Annotated in this window: 17 protein-coding genes; 6 read left to right on the top strand and 11 right to left on the bottom strand. The window is 72.8% G+C overall.

Going from position 1 to position 17,761, the window contains the following annotated elements:
• Window positions 1-6: 6 nt before the first annotated feature.
• The 3 genes from BLR02_RS15140 to BLR02_RS15150 form a co-directional block, all read right to left on the bottom strand.
• On the bottom strand, window positions 7-696 hold the full coding sequence (locus BLR02_RS15140) for a DJ-1/PfpI family protein (protein WP_090568476.1): 690 nt from the start codon (window positions 694-696) through the stop codon (window positions 7-9).
• A gap of 105 nt (window positions 697-801) precedes the next feature.
• Window positions 802-1,377, bottom strand: coding sequence for a TIGR04282 family arsenosugar biosynthesis glycosyltransferase (locus BLR02_RS15145; RefSeq protein ID WP_090663787.1), 576 nt, complete (start codon window positions 1,375-1,377; stop codon window positions 802-804).
• The gene (locus BLR02_RS15150; RefSeq protein ID WP_090663788.1) at window positions 1,374-2,033 is read right to left on the bottom strand and encodes a TIGR04283 family arsenosugar biosynthesis glycosyltransferase; all 660 of its coding nucleotides are present in this window, start codon (window positions 2,031-2,033) and stop codon (window positions 1,374-1,376) included. The genes BLR02_RS15145 and BLR02_RS15150 overlap by 4 nt, the downstream gene beginning before the upstream one ends.
• A gap of 89 nt (window positions 2,034-2,122) precedes the next feature.
• Between BLR02_RS15150 and BLR02_RS15155 the strand changes: the two genes are divergently transcribed.
• Window positions 2,123-3,241: a PA0069 family radical SAM protein gene (locus BLR02_RS15155; protein ID WP_090568467.1), complete on the top strand. Its 1,119-nt coding sequence runs from the start codon at window positions 2,123-2,125 to the stop codon at window positions 3,239-3,241.
• Window positions 3,242-3,285: 44 nt separating this feature from the next.
• On the opposite strand, the gene BLR02_RS15160 is transcribed toward BLR02_RS15155, so the two are convergent.
• Window positions 3,286-3,696, bottom strand: a complete 411-nt coding sequence (locus tag BLR02_RS15160) for a cupin domain-containing protein (protein ID WP_218127963.1) — start codon at window positions 3,694-3,696, stop codon at window positions 3,286-3,288.
• An 87-nt stretch (window positions 3,697-3,783) separates the two neighbouring features.
• Between BLR02_RS15160 and BLR02_RS15165 the strand changes: the two genes are divergently transcribed.
• From BLR02_RS15165 to BLR02_RS15175, 3 genes are all read left to right on the top strand, one after another.
• Window positions 3,784-4,179 carry a cupin domain-containing protein gene (locus tag BLR02_RS15165; RefSeq protein WP_090568462.1) on the top strand — a complete coding sequence of 132 codons (396 nt, stop codon included), beginning with the start codon at window positions 3,784-3,786 and terminating at the stop codon, window positions 4,177-4,179.
• Window positions 4,179-4,802 (top strand): ribonuclease HII, encoded by a 624-nt coding sequence (locus BLR02_RS15170; RefSeq protein ID WP_090663790.1) that lies wholly within the window; start codon window positions 4,179-4,181, stop codon window positions 4,800-4,802. Before BLR02_RS15165 ends, BLR02_RS15170 begins: the two co-directional genes overlap by 1 nt.
• An 83-nt stretch (window positions 4,803-4,885) precedes the next feature.
• Window positions 4,886-5,974 carry a site-specific DNA-methyltransferase gene (locus tag BLR02_RS15175; protein WP_281201069.1) on the top strand — a complete coding sequence of 363 codons (1,089 nt, stop codon included), beginning with the start codon at window positions 4,886-4,888 and terminating at the stop codon, window positions 5,972-5,974.
• Window positions 5,975-6,013: 39 nt separating this feature from the next.
• Here BLR02_RS15175 and BLR02_RS15180 read toward each other — a convergent pair whose 3' ends face one another.
• Window positions 6,014-8,095, bottom strand: a complete 2,082-nt coding sequence (locus BLR02_RS15180) for a methyl-accepting chemotaxis protein (protein WP_090663791.1) — start codon at window positions 8,093-8,095, stop codon at window positions 6,014-6,016.
• A gap of 106 nt (window positions 8,096-8,201) precedes the next feature.
• Between BLR02_RS15180 and BLR02_RS15185 the strand changes: the two genes are divergently transcribed.
• Window positions 8,202-9,428: a M20/M25/M40 family metallo-hydrolase gene (locus BLR02_RS15185; protein ID WP_090663792.1), complete on the top strand. Its 1,227-nt coding sequence runs from the start codon at window positions 8,202-8,204 to the stop codon at window positions 9,426-9,428.
• Between the two features lie 73 nt (window positions 9,429-9,501).
• Complete coding sequence (locus tag BLR02_RS15190; protein WP_090663793.1) at window positions 9,502-10,731, top strand: aminotransferase class III-fold pyridoxal phosphate-dependent enzyme; 1,230 nt, start codon at window positions 9,502-9,504, stop codon at window positions 10,729-10,731.
• Between the two features lie 9 nt (window positions 10,732-10,740).
• On the opposite strand, the gene rpiA is transcribed toward BLR02_RS15190, so the two are convergent.
• From rpiA to BLR02_RS15220, 6 genes are all read right to left on the bottom strand, one after another.
• Window positions 10,741-11,433, bottom strand: a complete 693-nt coding sequence (rpiA, locus tag BLR02_RS15195) for a ribose-5-phosphate isomerase RpiA (protein WP_090663794.1) — start codon at window positions 11,431-11,433, stop codon at window positions 10,741-10,743.
• Window positions 11,430-12,131 carry a 6-phosphogluconolactonase gene (gene pgl / locus BLR02_RS15200; RefSeq protein WP_090663795.1) on the bottom strand — a complete coding sequence of 234 codons (702 nt, stop codon included), beginning with the start codon at window positions 12,129-12,131 and terminating at the stop codon, window positions 11,430-11,432. Before pgl ends, rpiA begins: the two co-directional genes overlap by 4 nt.
• Window positions 12,132-12,160: 29 nt before the next feature.
• A complete protein-coding gene (locus tag BLR02_RS15205; RefSeq protein ID WP_090663796.1) occupies window positions 12,161-12,985 on the bottom strand; it encodes a Cof-type HAD-IIB family hydrolase in 825 nt (274 codons plus the stop codon).
• Window positions 12,982-14,541, bottom strand: coding sequence for a glucose-6-phosphate dehydrogenase (gene zwf / locus BLR02_RS15210; protein WP_090568436.1), 1,560 nt, complete (start codon window positions 14,539-14,541; stop codon window positions 12,982-12,984). The genes BLR02_RS15205 and zwf overlap by 4 nt, the downstream gene beginning before the upstream one ends.
• Before the next feature lie 180 nt (window positions 14,542-14,721).
• Entirely contained in the window at window positions 14,722-17,076 is a 2,355-nt protein-coding gene (locus BLR02_RS15215; protein ID WP_090663797.1) for a glycoside hydrolase family 15 protein, read from the bottom strand.
• Between the two features lie 40 nt (window positions 17,077-17,116).
• Window positions 17,117-17,740 (bottom strand): HupE/UreJ family protein, encoded by a 624-nt coding sequence (locus BLR02_RS15220; RefSeq protein WP_090663798.1) that lies wholly within the window; start codon window positions 17,738-17,740, stop codon window positions 17,117-17,119.
• Window positions 17,741-17,761 lie beyond the last annotated feature (21 nt).

Consider the following 17,761-nt stretch of genomic DNA (forward strand, 5'->3'; position numbering starts at 1 on the left):
GGCGGATCAGGCCGCCAGCCGCGCCGCCACCCGCGCCACCAGCGCCTCCCGCTCCGCCCGCATGCCGGCGCCACGCGCCTGCGCCGCCCGCAGCACCGCCTCGGGCGCCGTCTCCGGCCGCCCGGCCTGGAAGGGCGGCGCCGGGGCATACTCGATCTGCAGCTGGATCGCCTGTGCCACCTCCGGCCCGGCGATCTCGGCGGCGATGGTGAGCGCGAAGTCGATCCCGGCGGTGACACCGCCGCCGGTCACGAGATTGCCGTCCCGCACCACCCGCGCCTCCACCGGCTCCGCCCCGAGCGCGGCCAGGAAGTCATGGCTCGCCCAATGCGTCGTCGCCCGCCGGCCGCGCAGCAGCCCGGCCGCGCCCAGCACCAGCGCCCCGGTGCAGACCGAGGTGACATATCTCGCACCCGGCGCCTGGGCGCGCAGGAAGGCGAGCACCGCCTCATCCTCCATCAGCGCCGCCACCCCCGGCCCGCCGGGGATGCAGAGGATGTCGAGCTGCGGGCAGTCGCCCATCGCCGTATCCGCCAGCATGACGAGCCCGGTATCCGACCGGACCGGCCCGGCCTCCTTCCAGATCAGCCTCACCTCGGCCCCCGGAAGCCGGCTCATCACCTCATGGGGGCCGGTGAAGTCGAGCTGAGTCAGGCGTGGGAACAGCAGGAATCCGACGGTGAGCGGCGCGGTCATGGCATGTCCTCCGCCGGCATCCTGCCATGAGTGCGCCGCACTGCCAGTTCCATTCGCCTTAGGGCCGCGGTGAGGCCGGCGCCCGGCGCCGCAGCCGCCGGATCGTCATCCTCCGGGCCGTCCTGCGGCTTCCTTCAGATCCGCTGCGGTATCCACGTCGCGCAGGCGCCGCAGCAGCGCCACCCGCACCTGGCCGAAATTCGCCAGCGTATCCGCCAGCGCATGCTCGGTGGACCAGCGCACGCCGGCGAAGGGCCGCTCCACCCGGCGCGGCCCGAAGCCGACCAGCCAGTAGCCGCCATCCTCGGCGGGACCGAACACCGCATCCGCCCGGCCGAGGGCGCGGAAAGCCGCGGCGATCTCGGCCGGGCCGAGGCCGGGGATGTCGCTGCCGACCAGCACCGCCCGCCGGTGGCGCCCCAACGCCCGCGCCATCCGCCGGCCGAGATCGCCCCCTCCCTGGTCCCGCATCGGTGCGCCGGACGGCCAGCGCGTGCGATCCGGCGTCACGGCCAGTTCCAGCCGCCAGCGCCGGTCCCGGCCGAGCTGCCGCACCAGCCGCGCCACCTGGGTGCGATGGAAGCGCAGCGCCGCCACATCCCCCACCTCCCGCGCCAGCCGCCGCTTGACGGTGCCGAGCCGCGGCAGGCGGGCGAAGAGGATCACGACATCGCCGGTCATCCGTAGAGCCTTCGGATCAGCCCCGGCGGCAGGCCGAGGAACCAGAGGGAGAGGCAGAGCAGGTTGCGGGCCGAGCGGCGGCGCCACCCTTCCCGCCGCCAGCGGGCGGCGGAGGTGAGCGCCACCTCCGGCATCGGGACCAGCCGCCGCCGGCCGAGCCGGCGGACAAGGTCCACATCCTCCATCAGCGGCAGCGGGCGGAAGCCGCCCACCGCCTCGTAGAGGGAACGGGCAATCAGCAGCCCCTGGTCGCCATAGGGCAGGGCCAGCACCCGGCAACGCCAGGCGACCAGGCGCTCCAGCCGCCGCGCCTCGGGGCCGGGGTCGTCGAGGGCGAAGCGGAAGTAGTGCGCCCGCTCCGGCTCCCGCATCGCCGCCGCCACCGCCGCCCGCCAGCCGGCGCCGGGGCGGGTATCGGCGTGGAGGAAGAGCAGCCATTCGCCCTCCGCCGCCCGCGCCCCGGCCGCGAGCTGCCCACCGCGGCCAGGCGGCGCCGTCACCACCCGTGCCCCCGCGGCACGGGCGATCTCGACGGTGCCATCCCTGCTGCCGGCATCCACCACCACGACCGGCAGCCCGTCGAGGGCCGCCAGCGTGGCGCCGAGGCCCGTCGCCGCGTTCAGTGTCGGGACAACGATAGTCAGGCTTTGTTCCAAGGCGATTTTAACCAAGCGTTCCCACGATGTTCTTGACAGGACCGAGTCGTCTTGGCAGGTTTCCGTGGAACAGAGAAGGAACGGTCGCCATGCCGGACGGATCGTCTGTTTCCGCCCTCCTGCCGGGCGCGCGCAAGGGGCGCGGCGCCGTCTCCAACCCCGCCATCCGCTACGAGAGCATCTCGCGGGAGGCGTTCGACGACGGCTGGGACAGCCTGGCCGAACTCGCCGACCTGCCGCCGCTGCCGACCACGCTGGTGAAGGAGCGGGCGCGGAGCGCGCTGACCTTCAACAGCAGCCCGGATATCGGCTTCGACCGCTCCATCAACCCCTATCGCGGCTGCGAGCATGGCTGCGTCTACTGCTACGCCCGCCCGAGCCACGCCACTATCGGCTACTCCCCCGGCCTCGATTTCGAGACGAAGCTTCTTTTCAAGCCCGACCTGCCGGCATTGCTCGAGAAGGAGCTGCGGCGCCCCGGCTATGTCCCGAAGCCCGTCGCGCTGGGGGCCAATACCGATCCCTATCAGCCGATCGAGCGCACCCTCCTGCTGACCCGCCAGGTGCTGGAGGTGCTGGAGCGCTTCGGCCACCCCGTCACCATCGTGACCAAGTCGGCCGGCGTGCTGCGCGACCTCGACATCCTGACCCGGATGGCGCAGCGGAACCTCGTCCATGTCTGCCTCTCGGTGACGACCCTCGACGCGGCGCTGGCCCGGCGGATGGAGCCCCGCGCCGCCACCCCGCTGCGCCGGCTGCAGGCCATCAACGCGCTTGCCCGCGTCGGCATCCCGACCGGGGTGCTGGCCGCGCCGATGATCCCCGGCCTCAACGATGCGGAGCTGGAGCGCATTTTGTCCGAAAGCTGCAAGGCCGGCGCTACCCGCGCGGGCTATGTGCTGCTGCGCCTGCCGCTCGAGATCCGCGAGATGTTCGAGGACTGGGTGCGCGCCCATTTCCCGGACCGCGCCGCCCGCATCCTCGCCCTGGTGCGGGAGACCCGCGGCGGCGCGATGTATGACAGCCGCTTCGGCACGCGGCAGACCGGCACCGGCGCCTATGCCGACATGCTGGCCAGCCGCTTTCACCTGATGGCCCGGAAACTCGGCTTCGGCGGCAGCCGCGTCGTGTCCCAGGCCCTGGACTGCAGCCAGTTCGCCCCGCCGCCGGAGACCCCCGCTCCGGCGCGGCAGTTGGAACTGCTGTAGCGGATGGCCGGGCCACCTTCCCCCGGCCCGGCCATCCACCCCCCTTACTCCTCCGCCGTGAAGAATTTCTGCCCGGCGGCGAAGATGTTCGGCTTGAGGAAGATGCTGAGGATCACCGCCCCCTCGGGCCCCGCCCAGGCGACATGGGTATTGCCCGCAGGCCGCCAGACGAACTGGCCCGGCAGGCACTCCCCCTCCTCATCGACGAAGCGGCCCTCCAGCACATAGGTCTGCTCGATGGCGGTGTGCTCGTGCAGCGGCACCTCGGCGCCGGGCTCCAGCTTCAGCCGCAGCGTGCACATGCCGCCCGGGTCGCTGTAGAGGGTCTTCGACCGGATGCCGGGGAAGGCGCTCTCCTCCCAGGGCATACTCTCCGGGTCGAGGAAGGTCGAGGGTGGCGAGGCCTCGGGCGCCAGCAGGCGCTGGCGCATGGGTTTCTTCGTTCCGTCGGGCATCGGACGCTCCCTTGTTGGGTTGTGGAAAGCCTAGGCCCCCGGAATGCCATCCGCTAGGATTCCTACGTCGAGGAAAGGAACGGACGGATGCTCTCTCGTCGGGGTTTCGCCGGTTGCGCGCTCTGCGCGGCGGTCGGGCTGGTGGCCACGAATGTCCAGGCCCAGACCGGCGGCGTCACCCGCACCATGCTCGGCACCAGCGACTATCCGGGCAACGGCAAGGTCTCCATCCTGATGACGGTGGAGATCCCGCCCAATGCCGTCATCGCCCGCCACACCCATCCCGGCGTCGAATCCTCGGTGGTGATGGAGGGCGAGGTAATGCTCGAGCTCGATGGCCAGCCGGCCCGCACCTACAAGGCCGGTGAAGGCTTCCAGGTCCCGCCCGGCGTGCCGCATAGCGGCCGGGGCGGGCCTGCGGCCTCGAAGCTCGCCGCCACCTATATCGTCGAGAAGGACAAGCCTCTCGCCTCGCCCGCCTGATGCCCGATTTCCTGCTCGAGACTGAGGCCGGCTGCCGCGTCGCCGGAGTGGATGAGGCCGGGCGTGGCCCGCTGGCCGGGCCGGTGCTCGCCGCCGCCGTGGCCTTCCCGCACGGCGTCCCGCCTGACCTCGCCAGGCTGCTCGATGACAGCAAGCGGCTGAGCGCCGCGGCACGCGAGGCCGCCTTCGCCGCGCTGCAGGCGGCCGCCGCGCGCGGCGAGGTGGATTGCGCCATCGCCGCCGCCTCCGCGGCCGAGATCGGCCGGCTGAACATCCTGCGCGCCACCCATCTCGCCATGGCCCGCGCCGTGGCGCGGCTGGCCGTGCCGCCTGCCCTTGCCCTGGTTGATGGCAACCGGGCGCCGCCCCTGCCCTGCCCGGTGCGCTGCGTCATCGGCGGGGATGGGCTGAGCCTCTCCATCGCCGCCGCCTCGATCCTCGCCAAGGTGGTGCGCGACCGGGCGATGGCGCGGCTCGATCCGCGCTGGCCGGCCTACGGATTCGCCCGCCATGCCGGCTATCCGACCGAACGGCACCGCGCGATGCTGGCCGAACATGGGCCTTCGCCGCATCACCGGCGGGGATTCGCTCCCGTCGACCGGGCGGCGCTTCGCTTCGGTTGACCCGGGGAGTCCGGCCAGCGATTGTGGTGCCTCGCCGATTCGGTGCGGGAAGGGTTTTGGGGCCCAGTCTTGAGGAGGCTATCTTGGGGACCGGGCTCGATCTTGCCCTCGACCAGATCCTGGTCGGGGACTGCATCGAACAGATGCAGCGACTACCGCCGGCCTCGGTCCACGCGATCTTCGCCGATCCACCCTATAACCTGCAGTTGAAGGGCAGCCTCCGCCGGCCGGATGACAGCTTGGTCGATGGCGTCGACGACGAGTGGGACCGCTTCGCGGACCTGGCCACCTATGACGCCTTCACCCGCGCCTGGCTGACCGAGGCGCGGCGGGTGCTGCGCAAGGACGGCACGATTTGGGTCATCGGCAGCTACCACAACATCTTCCGCCTCGGCGTGGCGCTGCAGGATCTCGGCTTCTGGGTGCTGAACGACGTCATCTGGCGCAAGGCGAACCCGATGCCGAATTTCCGCGGCCGGCGCTTCACCAACGCGCATGAGACGCTGATCTGGGCCGCCCGTGGCGAGGAGAGCCGCTACCGCTTCAACTACGCCGCCATGAAGTCCCTCAACGAGGAGGTGCAGATGCGAAGCGACTGGTTCATCCCGCTCTGCACCGGCCAGGAGAGGCTGCGCGACGGCAAGGGCGCCAAGCTGCACCCGACGCAGAAGCCGGAGGCGCTGCTGCACCGCGTCATCCTTTCCTGCACCAATCCGGGCGAGGTGATCCTCGACCCCTTCCTCGGCACCGGCACCACGGCCGCCGTCGCCCGGCGGCTCGGCCGGCACTATGTCGGCATCGAACGGGAGCAGGCCTATGCCGATGCGGCCCGGGCGCGGATCGACGCCATCGAGCCGATTTCGGAAGCCGCCGCCCTGACCACGGCCGGCAAGCGGGAACAGCCGCGCATCCCCTTCGGCACGCTGGTGGAGCGTGGGCTGGTGCCGCCCGGCGCCCTGCTGGTGGACCGCGCCCGGCGCTGGCAGGCGACGGTGACGGCGGATGGCTCCATCCGCTGCGGCCGGGCGCAGGGCTCGATCCATCAGGTCGGCGCCGCAGTGCAGGAGGCACCGAGTTGCAACGGCTGGGCCTTCTGGCATGTGGAACTGCCGGGCGGCCGCCTGCGCCTGCTCGACGAGATCAGGGCGGAGCTGCTCGGCCGCCAGGGTTAAGGCCCCGCTTCCGGCGCGAAGCCTGCATGGCAGCGGGCGCTACGCCGCCCGTACCGAGACCAGGAAGCCGTCCACCGTCCTGCGCAACTCCGCCGCCCGCCGCGCGAGGCCGCCCGAGGCCTGACGCAGCTCCGCCGTCGCATCGCCGGCGCGATCCGCCCCTTCCAGCACGCCGAGGGTCTGGCGGCTGACCTCCTCGGTCCCCGCCGCCGCCTCGGCCACCGCACGGCCGATTTCCTGCGTCGCCGCCGCCTGCTGCTCCGCCGCAGCTGCCACCTGGCCGGCGATGCCGTTCAGCGCATCGACGGTGCGGGCGATGCCGCGGATCGCCTCCACCGCCTTGCTGGTTTCCGCCTGCATGGCCGTGATCTGCGGGCCGATCGCCTCGGTCGCCTTCGCGGTCTGCGCTGCCAGCGCCTTCACCTCCCCTGCGACGACGGCAAAACCCTTGCCGGCCTCCCCGGCCCGTGCCGCCTCGATCGTGGCGTTCAGCGCCAGCAGGTTGGTCTGCCCGGCGATGGAGCTGATCAGCCCCACCACCTCGCCGATCCGCTGCGCCGCGTCGGACAGGCTCGTCACTGCCGCATCGGTCGCCGCCGCATCCGCCGCGGCGCGCCCCGCCGCCCGGGCGCTGTCCGCCACCTGACGGGCAACCTCGGCGATGCTGGCCGCCAGCTCCTCGGCCGAGGCTGCCACGGTCTGCACATTCGCCGCCGCCCCGCCAGCCGCGCCCGACATCACCGCGGCCTGGGCACGGGACGTATCGGCCGCTGCGGTCAGGGCATCCGCCGTCGCCTCCAGCGGCGCAGCCGCCGCGGCGAAGGCCTCGAGCCCGACAGCCATCTCCGCCTCGAAGCGGCGCAGCGCCGCCTCCAGCTGCTCCGCCCGGGCGGCCTTCGCGGCCTGCTCGGCCGCCACCACCATGGCCAGCCGGGCAGCCTCCATGGCGCCCTGGCGCAGCACCTCCACCGCCGCCGCCATTTCACCGATCTCGTCGCGTCGCCCCTGGTGCGGCACCGCCGTGTCGTAGCTGCCGGCGGCCAGGTGCTGCACCGTCCCGGTCAAGGCGACGACCGGCGCCACCACGCGGCGGGCGAGCAACCAGGTCACCCCGCCCAGAAGGGCCAGGAAGCCGAACAGCCCGGCCAGCGTCAGCAGGAACCAGACCTCGGCCGCCCGGGCCGTCGTGGTGGCCCGCACCGCCGCTTCCTCGAGCGCGGCGTCGCGCACCCGCAGAAGGGTCTGCATGGAAGGGGTGGCGAAAGCCGTGAACTCCGCCTGGGTCATCGGATAGGTGCCGCCGGTGCGGCCGGCGCTGACCAGCGCCCGCATCTTCGCCGCGGCCTCCTCGAAATAGAGGCGCTGAACCTCCGCCTCGGCCGCCGCTAGGCGCGGCGGGCTGCCGGCCACGGCGATCATCTCCCGCACGCTGCGCCAACTCGTCTCCACCAGGGCGGTGGCGACCGAGATGGCATCCTGCTCCGCCTGGGACAGGGCACGGCCCGCGTTCATGGCAATGCTGACCGGCATCACGCGGCGGCTGGCGGCATCACGCAACTCCCAGCTGCTGCGGGCAATCCGCAACAGGGCATCGAGCTCCGGCGCGGTCGCCGCCACGGCGCGGTGCGCGGCATCCATCGCCACCCCCGCCTTGGCGATCATGGCGCTCATCTCCTGCCCCGGCCGGGCCTGGATATTGCCGGAGCGTTGCGCCCGGGGGAGCTGGATCGCCGCGGCCACGTCCCGCCGCAGGGCGGAAAGCTGCATGCCGATCTCCTCGACCGGAACCGCCTGTGCCAGCAGGGCAGGATCCCGGCTGCTTTGCAGCGCCGCCAGCGCGCCGGCCAGGGCGGCATCGGTCTCCCGTTGGAGATCCTTCAGCCGGGCGATGATGGCGGCATCGGCGGCATCCGGCACCGTGACCCGGATGACATAATTCCCGCGCTCGATCACCAGCCGCTCGATCAGCCGCAGCAATGCCTCGGCGCTGGAGGCCTGGCGGGCTGCGGCCTGCGCCGCCTGCCCCTGCTGCCACTCGCCGATGGCGATGTTGCCGCCGACCGCAACGCCGACCAGGGCAATGACCGCCATGGCACCACCGAACAGGGTCCTGATCCGCATCGCATGCTTTCCCGGATTATTCGCCGCAGTGTTCCCCCATGGTCGTTCAGGAAGCGTGAATCGGCGCACCGCTTGACCGGCCCGGCCCGCGGCAGGATGAACGGGCATGAGCCAGACCGACGCATCCGCCGCCATCGCCGCCATCCTCGACCATTCGCGCTTCCGCACCGCGGTCGGGACGATGGAGCGCGAGCATGACCGCACCGTCGAGGACATCATCCGCCTGACGGAGATCCCCGCCCCGCCCTTCCAGGAGGCGGAGCGCGCCACCGCCTATCTCGGGATGCTCCGCGCCCATGGCCTCGAGGAGGTGGAGCAGGATGCGGCCGGCAACGTCATGGGCCGCCGGCGCGGCACGGGCAACGGCACCACCGTCGTCGTCGCCGCGCATCTCGACACCGTCTTTCCCGCCGGCACCGATGTGCGGGTGCGGCGGGAGGGGACGAAGCTCCTCGCCCCCGGCGTGGGCGACGACACGCGCAGCCTCGCGGTCAACCTCGCCTTCCTCAGGGCCATGGACGCGGCCGGCATCCGCACGCGGGCGGATATCCTGTTCCTCGGCGATGTCGGCGAGGAAGGGCTCGGCGACCTGCGCGGCGTCCGGCACTTCTTCACCGAGGGACGCCACCGCGACCGGGTCGAGGCCTTCTTCACCGTGGACAGCCCGGAGGTGGACCGCATCGTCACCGGCGGGATCGGCAGCAAGCGCTACCGCATCGCCTTCCGCGGCCCGGGCGGCCACAGCTTCGCCGCCTTCGGGCTGGTGAACCCGGCCTATGCCATGGCGCGCGCGGCGCTGACCCTGGCCGAACTGGCGGCGCCGGCCGACCCGCAGACCACGCATTGCGTCAGCGTGCTCGGCGGCGGCACCTCGGTGAATGCCATCCCGAACGAGGTCTGGATGGAGGTCGACCTTCGCTCCCAGTCCGCCGCCGAGCTGGCCCGGCTGGAGGCGGAGTTCCTCGCCGGCGTCGAGGCGGCCGTCGCGGCGGAGAATGCGGCGCGCTCCATCCGCGAGGGGCTGGTGACCACCGAGGTGGTGCCGATCGGCGACCGCCCGGCGGGGCACACGCCGCCGGGCGCCGATATCGTGCGGCTCGCCATGGCCGCCGTCGCGGCGCATGGCTATGCACCGCGCCAGGAATACTCCTCGACCGATGCCAATATCCCGATGAGCCTCGGCATCCCGGCGATCAAGATCGGCTCCGGCGGCCGCGGCGGGCGGGCGCATTCGCTGGAGGAGTGGATCGATGTGGAGCCGCGCGAGAGCCTGCGCGGCATGTCGGCCAGCCTGGCGACGATCCTCGCCGTCGCCGGCATGGAGGTGGATTGAGGCCAGGGCCCTGGTCCTTGCGCCGGGCCGCGTGCCGGTCTGATCTGTCGCATCCCCAGGGTGGATGGCTGCGATGGACCGGCTGACGAACTCCCAGGACCAGGCCTTGCGCCACCGTGCCGCGCGGGTGGTGCCCGGCGGCATGTGGGGCCACCTGCACGCGGCGAAGCTTCCCGAGGGCTATCCGCAATTCTTCGCCCGTGGGGAGGGCGCCTATCTCTGGGATGTGGATGGCCGGCGCTTCCTCGACTTCATGTGCAGCTGGGGCCCCAACCTGCTGGGCCACCAGCACCTCGAGGTGGAGGAGGCCGCCGAGCGGCAGCGCCGCCTGGGCGACTGCCTGAACGGCCCCGCCCCGGCGATGGTGGAGCTGGCCGAGCAACTGGTCGGGCTGCTGCCGCATGCGGCCTGGGCGATGTTCCAGAAGAACGGCACCGATGCCACGACAACCTGCGCCACCATCGCCCGCGCCGCGACCGGGCGGCGCAAGCTGCTGGTGGCGCGCGGCGCCTATCATGGCGCGGTGCCCTGGTGCTCGCCCTCGCTGCTTGGCGTGACCAGCGAGGACCGGGCTCACCTCCTCCACTACGACTACAATGACGAGGCGAGCCTCGCGGCGGCCGTCGATGAGGCAGGCGGCGACCTTGCCGGCATCCTCGTCAGCGCCTTCCGCCACGATCTCGGCCGCGACCAGGAGATGCCGCAGCCCGGCTTCGCCCGGGCGGTGCGCGCGGCCTGCGACGCGGCGGGCGCGGCGCTGATCCTCGACGAGGTGCGCGCCGGCTTCCGCCTCGACCTCGCCGGCAGCTGGGAGCCGCTGGGCATCCGCCCCGACCTCTGCGCCTGGAGCAAGGCGATCGCCAACGGCCATCCCCTGGCGGCGGTGACGGGCGCCGAATGGCTGCGCGACGCGGCCTCGCGCATCTTCGTCACCGGCTCCTTCTGGTGCGGGGCGGTGCCGATGGCGGCCGCGGTGGCGACGCTGCGCGTGGCGATGCGGGATGCGGTGCCGGAGCGCCTCGCCCATCTCGGCGGGCTGCTGCGCGACGGGCTCGCGGCCGGCGCGCGGCGCCACGGCCTCGCGCTGCGGCAGACCGGCCCGGCCCAGATGCCGATGGTGCTCTTCGCCGATGACCCTGGCGCGCGGCGGGGCGAGGTCTTCTGCGCCGCGGCGCTGCAGCGGGGCGTCTACTTCCACCCGCGCCACAACATGTTCCTCTCCGCCGCCCATACCGAGGCCGACATCGCCCTGGCGCTGGAGGCGGCGGAGCATGGCTTCGCAGCGGTCGCGGCGGCCGGCTGAGGCGGCCGGCTACCCGGCCGGCGCCTCATGGGTCACGAGCCCGTCCTTCGTGGCGACCAGCACCCTTGGCCGCAGGCCGAGGAACAGGCCGGTCTCGACCACGCCGACGATGTCGCGCAGCGCCCGCTCCAGGGCGCCGGCGTCCCCGATCGGGCCCGGCATGCAATCGGCAATGAGGTTGCCGCCATCGCTCACGAAGGGCGCGCCATCCGCACCACGGCGCAGGGCCGGGCGGAGGCCGAGCGCCGCCAGCCGCGCCAGGATCGGCCGCTGGCCGAAGGCGACGATCTCGACCGGTAGCGCGCCTTGCCCGAGGCGCGGCACCAGCTTCGATTCATCCACCACCACCAGCATGCGCCGGCTGGCGAAGGCGGTGATCTTCTCCCGCAGCAAGGCGCCGCCGCGTCCCTTGACCAGGGCGAGCGAGGGCAACTCCACCTCGTCGGCCCCGTCGATGGTCAGGTCGAGCGGCGCATCGGGCGGGAAGTCGATCAGGGGCAGGCCGAGGCGGCGCGCCAGGGCCGCGCTGCGCTCGGAGGTGGGGACGCCGGCGATGCGCAGCCCGGCAGCGGCGCGACGGGCCAGCGCCTCGATCACCAGCTCCGCGGTGGAGCCGGAGCCGAGGCCGAGCACCATGCCATCCGACACCTCCGCCGCCGCCGCCTCGGCCACCTGGCGCTTCAGCGCATCCGGGCCGGTCATGGCGCCGCCGCCCGGTCGGCGAAGATGGTGACAGGGCGGCTCGCGCTCAGCCGCCCGGCGGGGATGCCCCGGTCCCCCTCGCGCAGCCGCTGCAGCATGGCCCGCTTGTCGGCCCCGGCGACGAGGAAGGCGACCTCCGCGCTGTTCTCCAGCGCGGGATAGGTAAGGGTGATCCGCGGCTCCGGCTTGGCGCCGATGACGGCGATGGCCCAGGCGGCGCGTTCCTCCAGCGCCGCCGTCCCGGGGAAGAGCGAGGCGGTATGGCCATCCGGGCCGAGGCCGAGCAGCTGCAGGTCGAAGAGGGGCAGGCCGGGCCGCGTGGCGGCGAAGCGGCGCAGCTCCGCCTCGTAGCGCCGCGCGGCCTCCTCGGGCGTGCCATCGACCGGTACCGGATGGAGGTTGGCGGGCGGGATCGGCACATGGGCGATCAGCGCCCCGCGCGCCATGCCCTGGTTGCTGTCGGGATGGTCCGCCGGCACGAAGCGCTCATCGCCCCAGAAGAGGTGGACACGGTCCCAGGGCATCCGCTCCCGCCAGGGCGAGGCGGCCAGGAGGTGGTAGAGCCGCTTCGGCGTGGAACCGCCGGAGAGGGCGATCGCCACGGTCCCGGGCCGGGACAGGGCGAGCTGCAGCGTCCAATCGGCCACATGCCTGGCCAGCGCCTCCGGGTCCGCCAGCACCTCGATCCGCTGCGTCATGGCCGATGCCTCCTTTCTCCGGGTGGGGCTCAGGCGGGGCGCCCCGGTGCGCGCGGGAGGAGGAGGTCGCGCACCGCGGCGGCGAAGCCATCCGCCTCGTTCGAGAGCGTCACCGCCATGGCGCGCGCCTGCACCGCGGCCGGGGCATTGCCCATGGCGATGGCGAGGCCCGCCACGGCGAACATCGGCAGGTCGTTCGCCATGTCGCCGATGCAGGCGGTCTCGGCGGGCGTAACGCCGCAGAGCCCCGCCAGGCTGAGCAGGGCGTGGCCCTTGTCGGCCGCGGGATGCGTCACATCGAGGTAATAGGCCTGGGAACGATGGACGGACGCCCGCGGCCCGAGTTCCGCCTGCAGGCTCGCCTCGCATTCGGCGAGCAGCGCCGGATCGGGCGATGCGCCGACCAGCTTCCCGGCCCGGCCGAGGAAGGGCCCGAGATCGGGCACCACGCGCGGGGCGAAGCCGATGGTGCGCTGCTCGAGCGGCACGTAATGGCCGCCCGCGTCGCGCAGCAGCCATTCGCCATCGGCGAAGACCCAGGCATCGATGCCGCGGCGGCCGAAGGCGGCGAGCGCGGCCCGGGCGGCGGCCTCCGGCACCAGCTGCTCCGACAGGGATCGCCCGGCCTGATCGAGGATCACCCCGCCGTTGAAGCCGGCGACCGGCGTGGTGAGGCCGAGCGGCGCGGCGAGGCCGGCGATGCCGCGCGGCGGGCGGCTGCTGACCAGGGCCAGCGCGATGCCCGCCGCATGCAGCAGCCGGGCGGCCTCCAGCGTGGCGGGCGTCAGGCGCTTGTCGTTGGTGACCAGCGTGCCGTCCACATCGGAGACGAGCAGCCGGATCGGCGCGGTCACAGCAGGCTCAGCCACTGGCGCCCATCGCGCGCCAGCAGCGCATCGGCGCCCGCCGGGCCCTCGCTGCCGGCGGCGTAGGACTCAACCCGCGCATCCGGCGCGGCCTGCGCCTCGAGGATCGGCTGCACGGCGGACCAGCCCGCCTCGACATTGTCGGCCCGCTGGAACAGCGTCGCATCGCCGATCAGCACGTCGTAGAGCAGCGTCTCGTAGCCGGTGCTCGGCGCGGCGCGGAACCAGTCCGCATAGCGGAAATTCATCTGCACGCCGGAGAGCTTGAGTGCCGGCCCCGGATCCTTCGCGCTCAGATGCAGCGAGATCCCCTCGCTCGGCTGGATGTGGATCACCATGAAATTCGGCGTCAGCCGGTGGACCGGCGTGTCGCGGAACATGGCGAAGGGCGCCTGCTTGAACTGGATGGCGATCTCGGTGCGGCGCACCGCCATGCGCTTGCCGGTGCGGATGTAGAAGGGCACCCCGGCCCAGCGCCAATTGTCGATCTGGAGCTTCATCGCGACATAGGTCTCGGTGCCGCTGTCGGGCGACACATTGGGCTCGTCCCGGTAGCCCGTCACCGGCATGCCCTTGCTGGTGCCGGCTGCGTACTGGCCGCGCACCACGTCCCGCGCCAGCTCCGCCGGGCCGAGCGTGCGGATGGCCTGCACCACCTTCGCCTTCTCCGCCCGCACCGCATCGGCATCGAAGCTGTTGGGCGGCTCCATCGCCGTCATCGCCAGCAGCTGCATCATGTGGTTCGGCACCATGTCGCGCAGCGCGCCTGTGGCCTCGTAGAAGCGGCCCCGCGTCTCGACGCCCACCGTCTCGGCGGCGGTGATCTGCACATGGTCGATATGGTCGCGCCGCCAGAGCGGCTCGAACATGCCGTTGGCGAAGCGCAGCGCCAGGATGTTCTGCACCGTCTCCTTGCCGAGGAAGTGGTCGATGCGGAAGACCTGCTCCTCCGCCACATGGCCGAGGATCAGCGCATTCAGCGCGCGGGCCGAGGCGAGGTCGGTGCCGAAGGGCTTCTCCACCACGATGCGGCGGAAGTCGCCCCTTTCCTCCCGCATCAGCCCGGCTTCGGCCAGGCGCTCGATGATCGGGCCGAAGAAGCGTGGCGAGGTGGCGAGGTAGAAGACGCAATTGCCATGGCCCGCGCTGCGCCGGATCGCCTCGATCCGGGCGGCGAGCCGCTCATAGGTCGCCGGGTCCTCGAACTCGCCGGTCAGGTAGGAGAGGCGGCCGCGGAGGCACCCCCAGGCCTGCTGGTCGATGCCATTGGCCGCAAATTCGCCGCCCTTGTCGGTGACGAAGGACTGCATCGCCTCGCCCAGCTGCCGCCGGTAGGTCTCGTCGTCCCGCTCGTTGTGGTCGAGGCCGATGACGCCGAAGCCCTCGGGCAGCAGCCCGGCCCCGGTGAGGTTGTAGAGCGAGGGCAACAGCAGCCGCTTGGTGAGGTCGCCATTGGCCCCGAAGATCACCAGAGTCGAGGCCGGGGCCGGCGCGGCACGGCGGAGCACCGAGGGGTCGGGGCAAAGGCTGGGGTCGATATCCATGGCTCAATGCCCTCCATCGGACGCCCGTGGCGCCTGCAGATTGCCAGTCGCGGGTGGTTTGGTCGCGGCCACGGTCCCTGGCTTGAACGGATCGCTCATCGCGCCTCGGGCGCCGCCATGCGGCGCGGATTGGGGCCCCCGCGGCCGCTCCCGGCAAGCACCGGCCTGGATCCGCAACGGTCAGCCGTCGGCCGGCAGGATCGCGACCGGCCGGTCCCGCTCCATCCACGTCCCGGTGGCCGGGTCCTGGATGGAGAGGAGGAGCCGCGTGCCGGACTCCAGCCCCTCGGTCGGCAGGTCGGCCAGCAGCAGCCCAAGCGGCCCGCTCACCACCGGCCGGGGCCGGGGCTCCGCCTCGCCCTCCGGGCGCCATTCGACCAGCGCCGGCCGGTCGAGCAGCAGTCGCAGCTCCTGCCCCTGGCGGATCCAGCCCACCGGCATGCGCCGGCTCCAATGCGCGCGCGGCGCCTGCGGCTTCACACCGCCATAGCGCAGCCAGGCCGCCTCCGGCCGGTCGATCGGGCGGCCGAGCCGGAGGCTGGCGGCAAGCTTCATGAACTCGGCATGCGCCCAGACCAGCGGCATGGCGGAGCCCGAGGGCCGGCCGGGAAAGAGGAATTGCCTGGGGATGGCCTCCGCCTCCCAGACCTGCTCGGGGATCAGCCCGGTGCGGCTGCTCATGCCGATCATCGCGTGCAGCAGCTCCCGCGCCTCCGCATCGCGGCCGGCGGCAAGGGCGTAGTGGCCGCGCTCGCCGGTCAGCAGCGGCCAGGCGCGGCCGCGGCCGGTGCCGTTGAAGGGGCTGCCATCCTCGTGCTCGCCATAGCCGTCGCCGTTGTAGCGGTACCAGCACGGCCCGGCCGGCGTCTCCACCCGCAGCAGCGCATCCACCAGCGCGACCGAGGCGGCGATGACGGGGTCGTCCGCCCGGCGCAGGCCGAAGCGGACGAGCTGGAGGAAATCCGTGCTGATGAGGCTGTCGGCCGGGACCAGGCATTCGCCCGCGTGGTTCCGCACCGGCACGGGCTCGCGGATCGCCGCGCGGTCGGCGAAGACGGCGGGCGAGGCGGCGCGCACGTAATAGGGGCCGATGCCATGGCGGGCCATGAGGCCCGGGTCGGCGCCGACGCACCAGTCCTCGATCCGGCTGTTCCAGTCATCGGCCAGCAGCAGGATGTCGCGCCGCTCCTCGCCACCGAGCAGCTCGGCCCCGCAGACCAGGGCGGAGATGGCGGTGGCCAGGGTGAAGGCGTTGATGCCCGGCGTCTCCTCCCAGCGGTCCTGGTCGGTGGCCGGGCCGTAGAGGGCGATGAAGGCCAGCGCCTTCCGCACCATGTCGGCGACCTGGATGCCGCCCAGCGCATCGGCCTCGGCCAGGGCGGCGGCGAGCAGCACGGGAAAGGCGGCCTCGTCGAGCTGGATGCCCGTCCAGTGCGGCCGGCCGCCCAGCCACTGGTTCTGCGACCAGCGGCCATCCGCCAGCTGGGTGGCGATGAGGTAGCGCAGGATGTTGCGCGCCTCCTCCGTGCCGCCGAGGGCCAGCAGCGCGCCGGCGCTCTCCACCAGGTCGCGCGGCCAGACCAGGTGGTAGCCGCCGGAATCATCGGTGCTGTTGCCCCAGGGGATGCTGAGGCTCGCCACCATCGCGCCGAGGAAGGTCTTGTCCTGGTGCACCCGCAGCACCATCGCCGAGACATGGGCCGCGTCGCGGAATTCGCCGAGGCACCGGGTCGAGTCGACATTGCCGGCATGCCAGGCCTCCCAGGCCCGCACATGGCGGTGCCAGGCGGCGTCGAAGGGCTGCAGCAGGGCGGAGATCGCCAGCGTCGCCGCCGCCTCCTTGTCGCTGCCGAAGCCGAGGGCGAGCACCGCGGTCCGGCTGCCCAGCTCGCCGAGCAGGGCGACATTGCCGGGGCCGGCGCGGTCATGGATCCAGGACATGGCGCCGTTCGCGGCGAAATCCTGCCAGCCATCGCTCACGCCAACGAAGCCGGCGCTGGCGCGGCGCCAGGTATCCCGCTGCGTGGCGGGCTCCGCCGCGGCGAGCGCGACGGCATAGCCGCCCTGCTCGGCGCAGAGCAGCTTGCGGTCGCGGTTGACGAAGACCTCGGCCACATTGCCCTCGCCGGTGCCGCCGAGATGCGGCGCGAGCAGGACATAGAGGCGGAGATCGGCATCGCCGGTGAGCACCGCCTCGATCAGCAGCACGTCGCGGTCGATCTCCGGCGCGATGCGCAGGCCGAGCTCGAAGCGGGGATGGCGGTGCAGGATGCGCATGGCGGGGATGCCGGGGCCCGCGGTCGTCAGCGTGTAGTCGCCGCTGCGCTTGACCTCGGTCCAGAAGCCCCGCCCATCCGCGACGATGAAGCCGAGGTCGCGGATCTGCGGCATGTCGACCCGCGGGTGGTACACCTCGTTGACGATGCCGTAGCCCATGGTGAACCACAGGCGGGAGGAGCCGATGGCGGTTCCGACGATGTCCTTGGCGCTGCTCGTCCAGGTCGGGCGGATGCCGGGTGCGCCAGGGGCGTTCATCGCCGCGACGCGCCGCGGCGGAGGGGCACCGCCCGAGCCCTCACGCGAGCACCGCGCTGCCGAGGGCGACGACGCCCGCCAGCGCCGCCGCCATGCCGGCCCAGCGACGTTGCGACGCGGCCCCGAACTGGCGGGCAGCGGCCATGGCACCGAGGCCGATCGCCGCCTGCATGACGGCGAGGGTCAGCAGATAGGCGAGGATGGTCCCGGGCCCGGAGCCGGTGACCGCCTCCGCATAGGCATGGCCATGGAACAGGCCGGCCAGAGCGAAGCCGAGGGCCAGCCAGGCCGGGGCGCCGCCGCGCGGCCGCGCCGGCGCGGCGAGCAGCGCCACCCCCGCGAGCAGGACGGAGAGGGCGACCATCGCCTCGACCGGGCCGAGCCCAAGCCCGGCGAGATGCAGCACCGCCCCCGTCAGCCCCGCCGCCAGGAAGGCCAGCAGCACCCCGATGGCGGCCCGCTGCCGCATCGTGGCGGCCAGCACGCCGGCGGCGACCAGGAAAGCGAGGTGGTCGAGACCGATGACCGGATGGGCGATGCCGGAGAGCACCCCCTGCCAGGCATGGGCCGGCGCCTCCCCGCCCATGGGGTGATGCGCCAGGGCCGGCATGGGCGCCATGGCCAGGGCCAGGAAGGCAAGGGCGGTGGGATGGCGTCTCCGCATGGTGGCTCCTCGCACTCGGTT

It is taken from the genome of Belnapia rosea (assembly GCF_900101615.1).
Taxonomy (GTDB): domain Bacteria; phylum Pseudomonadota; class Alphaproteobacteria; order Acetobacterales; family Acetobacteraceae; genus Belnapia; species Belnapia rosea.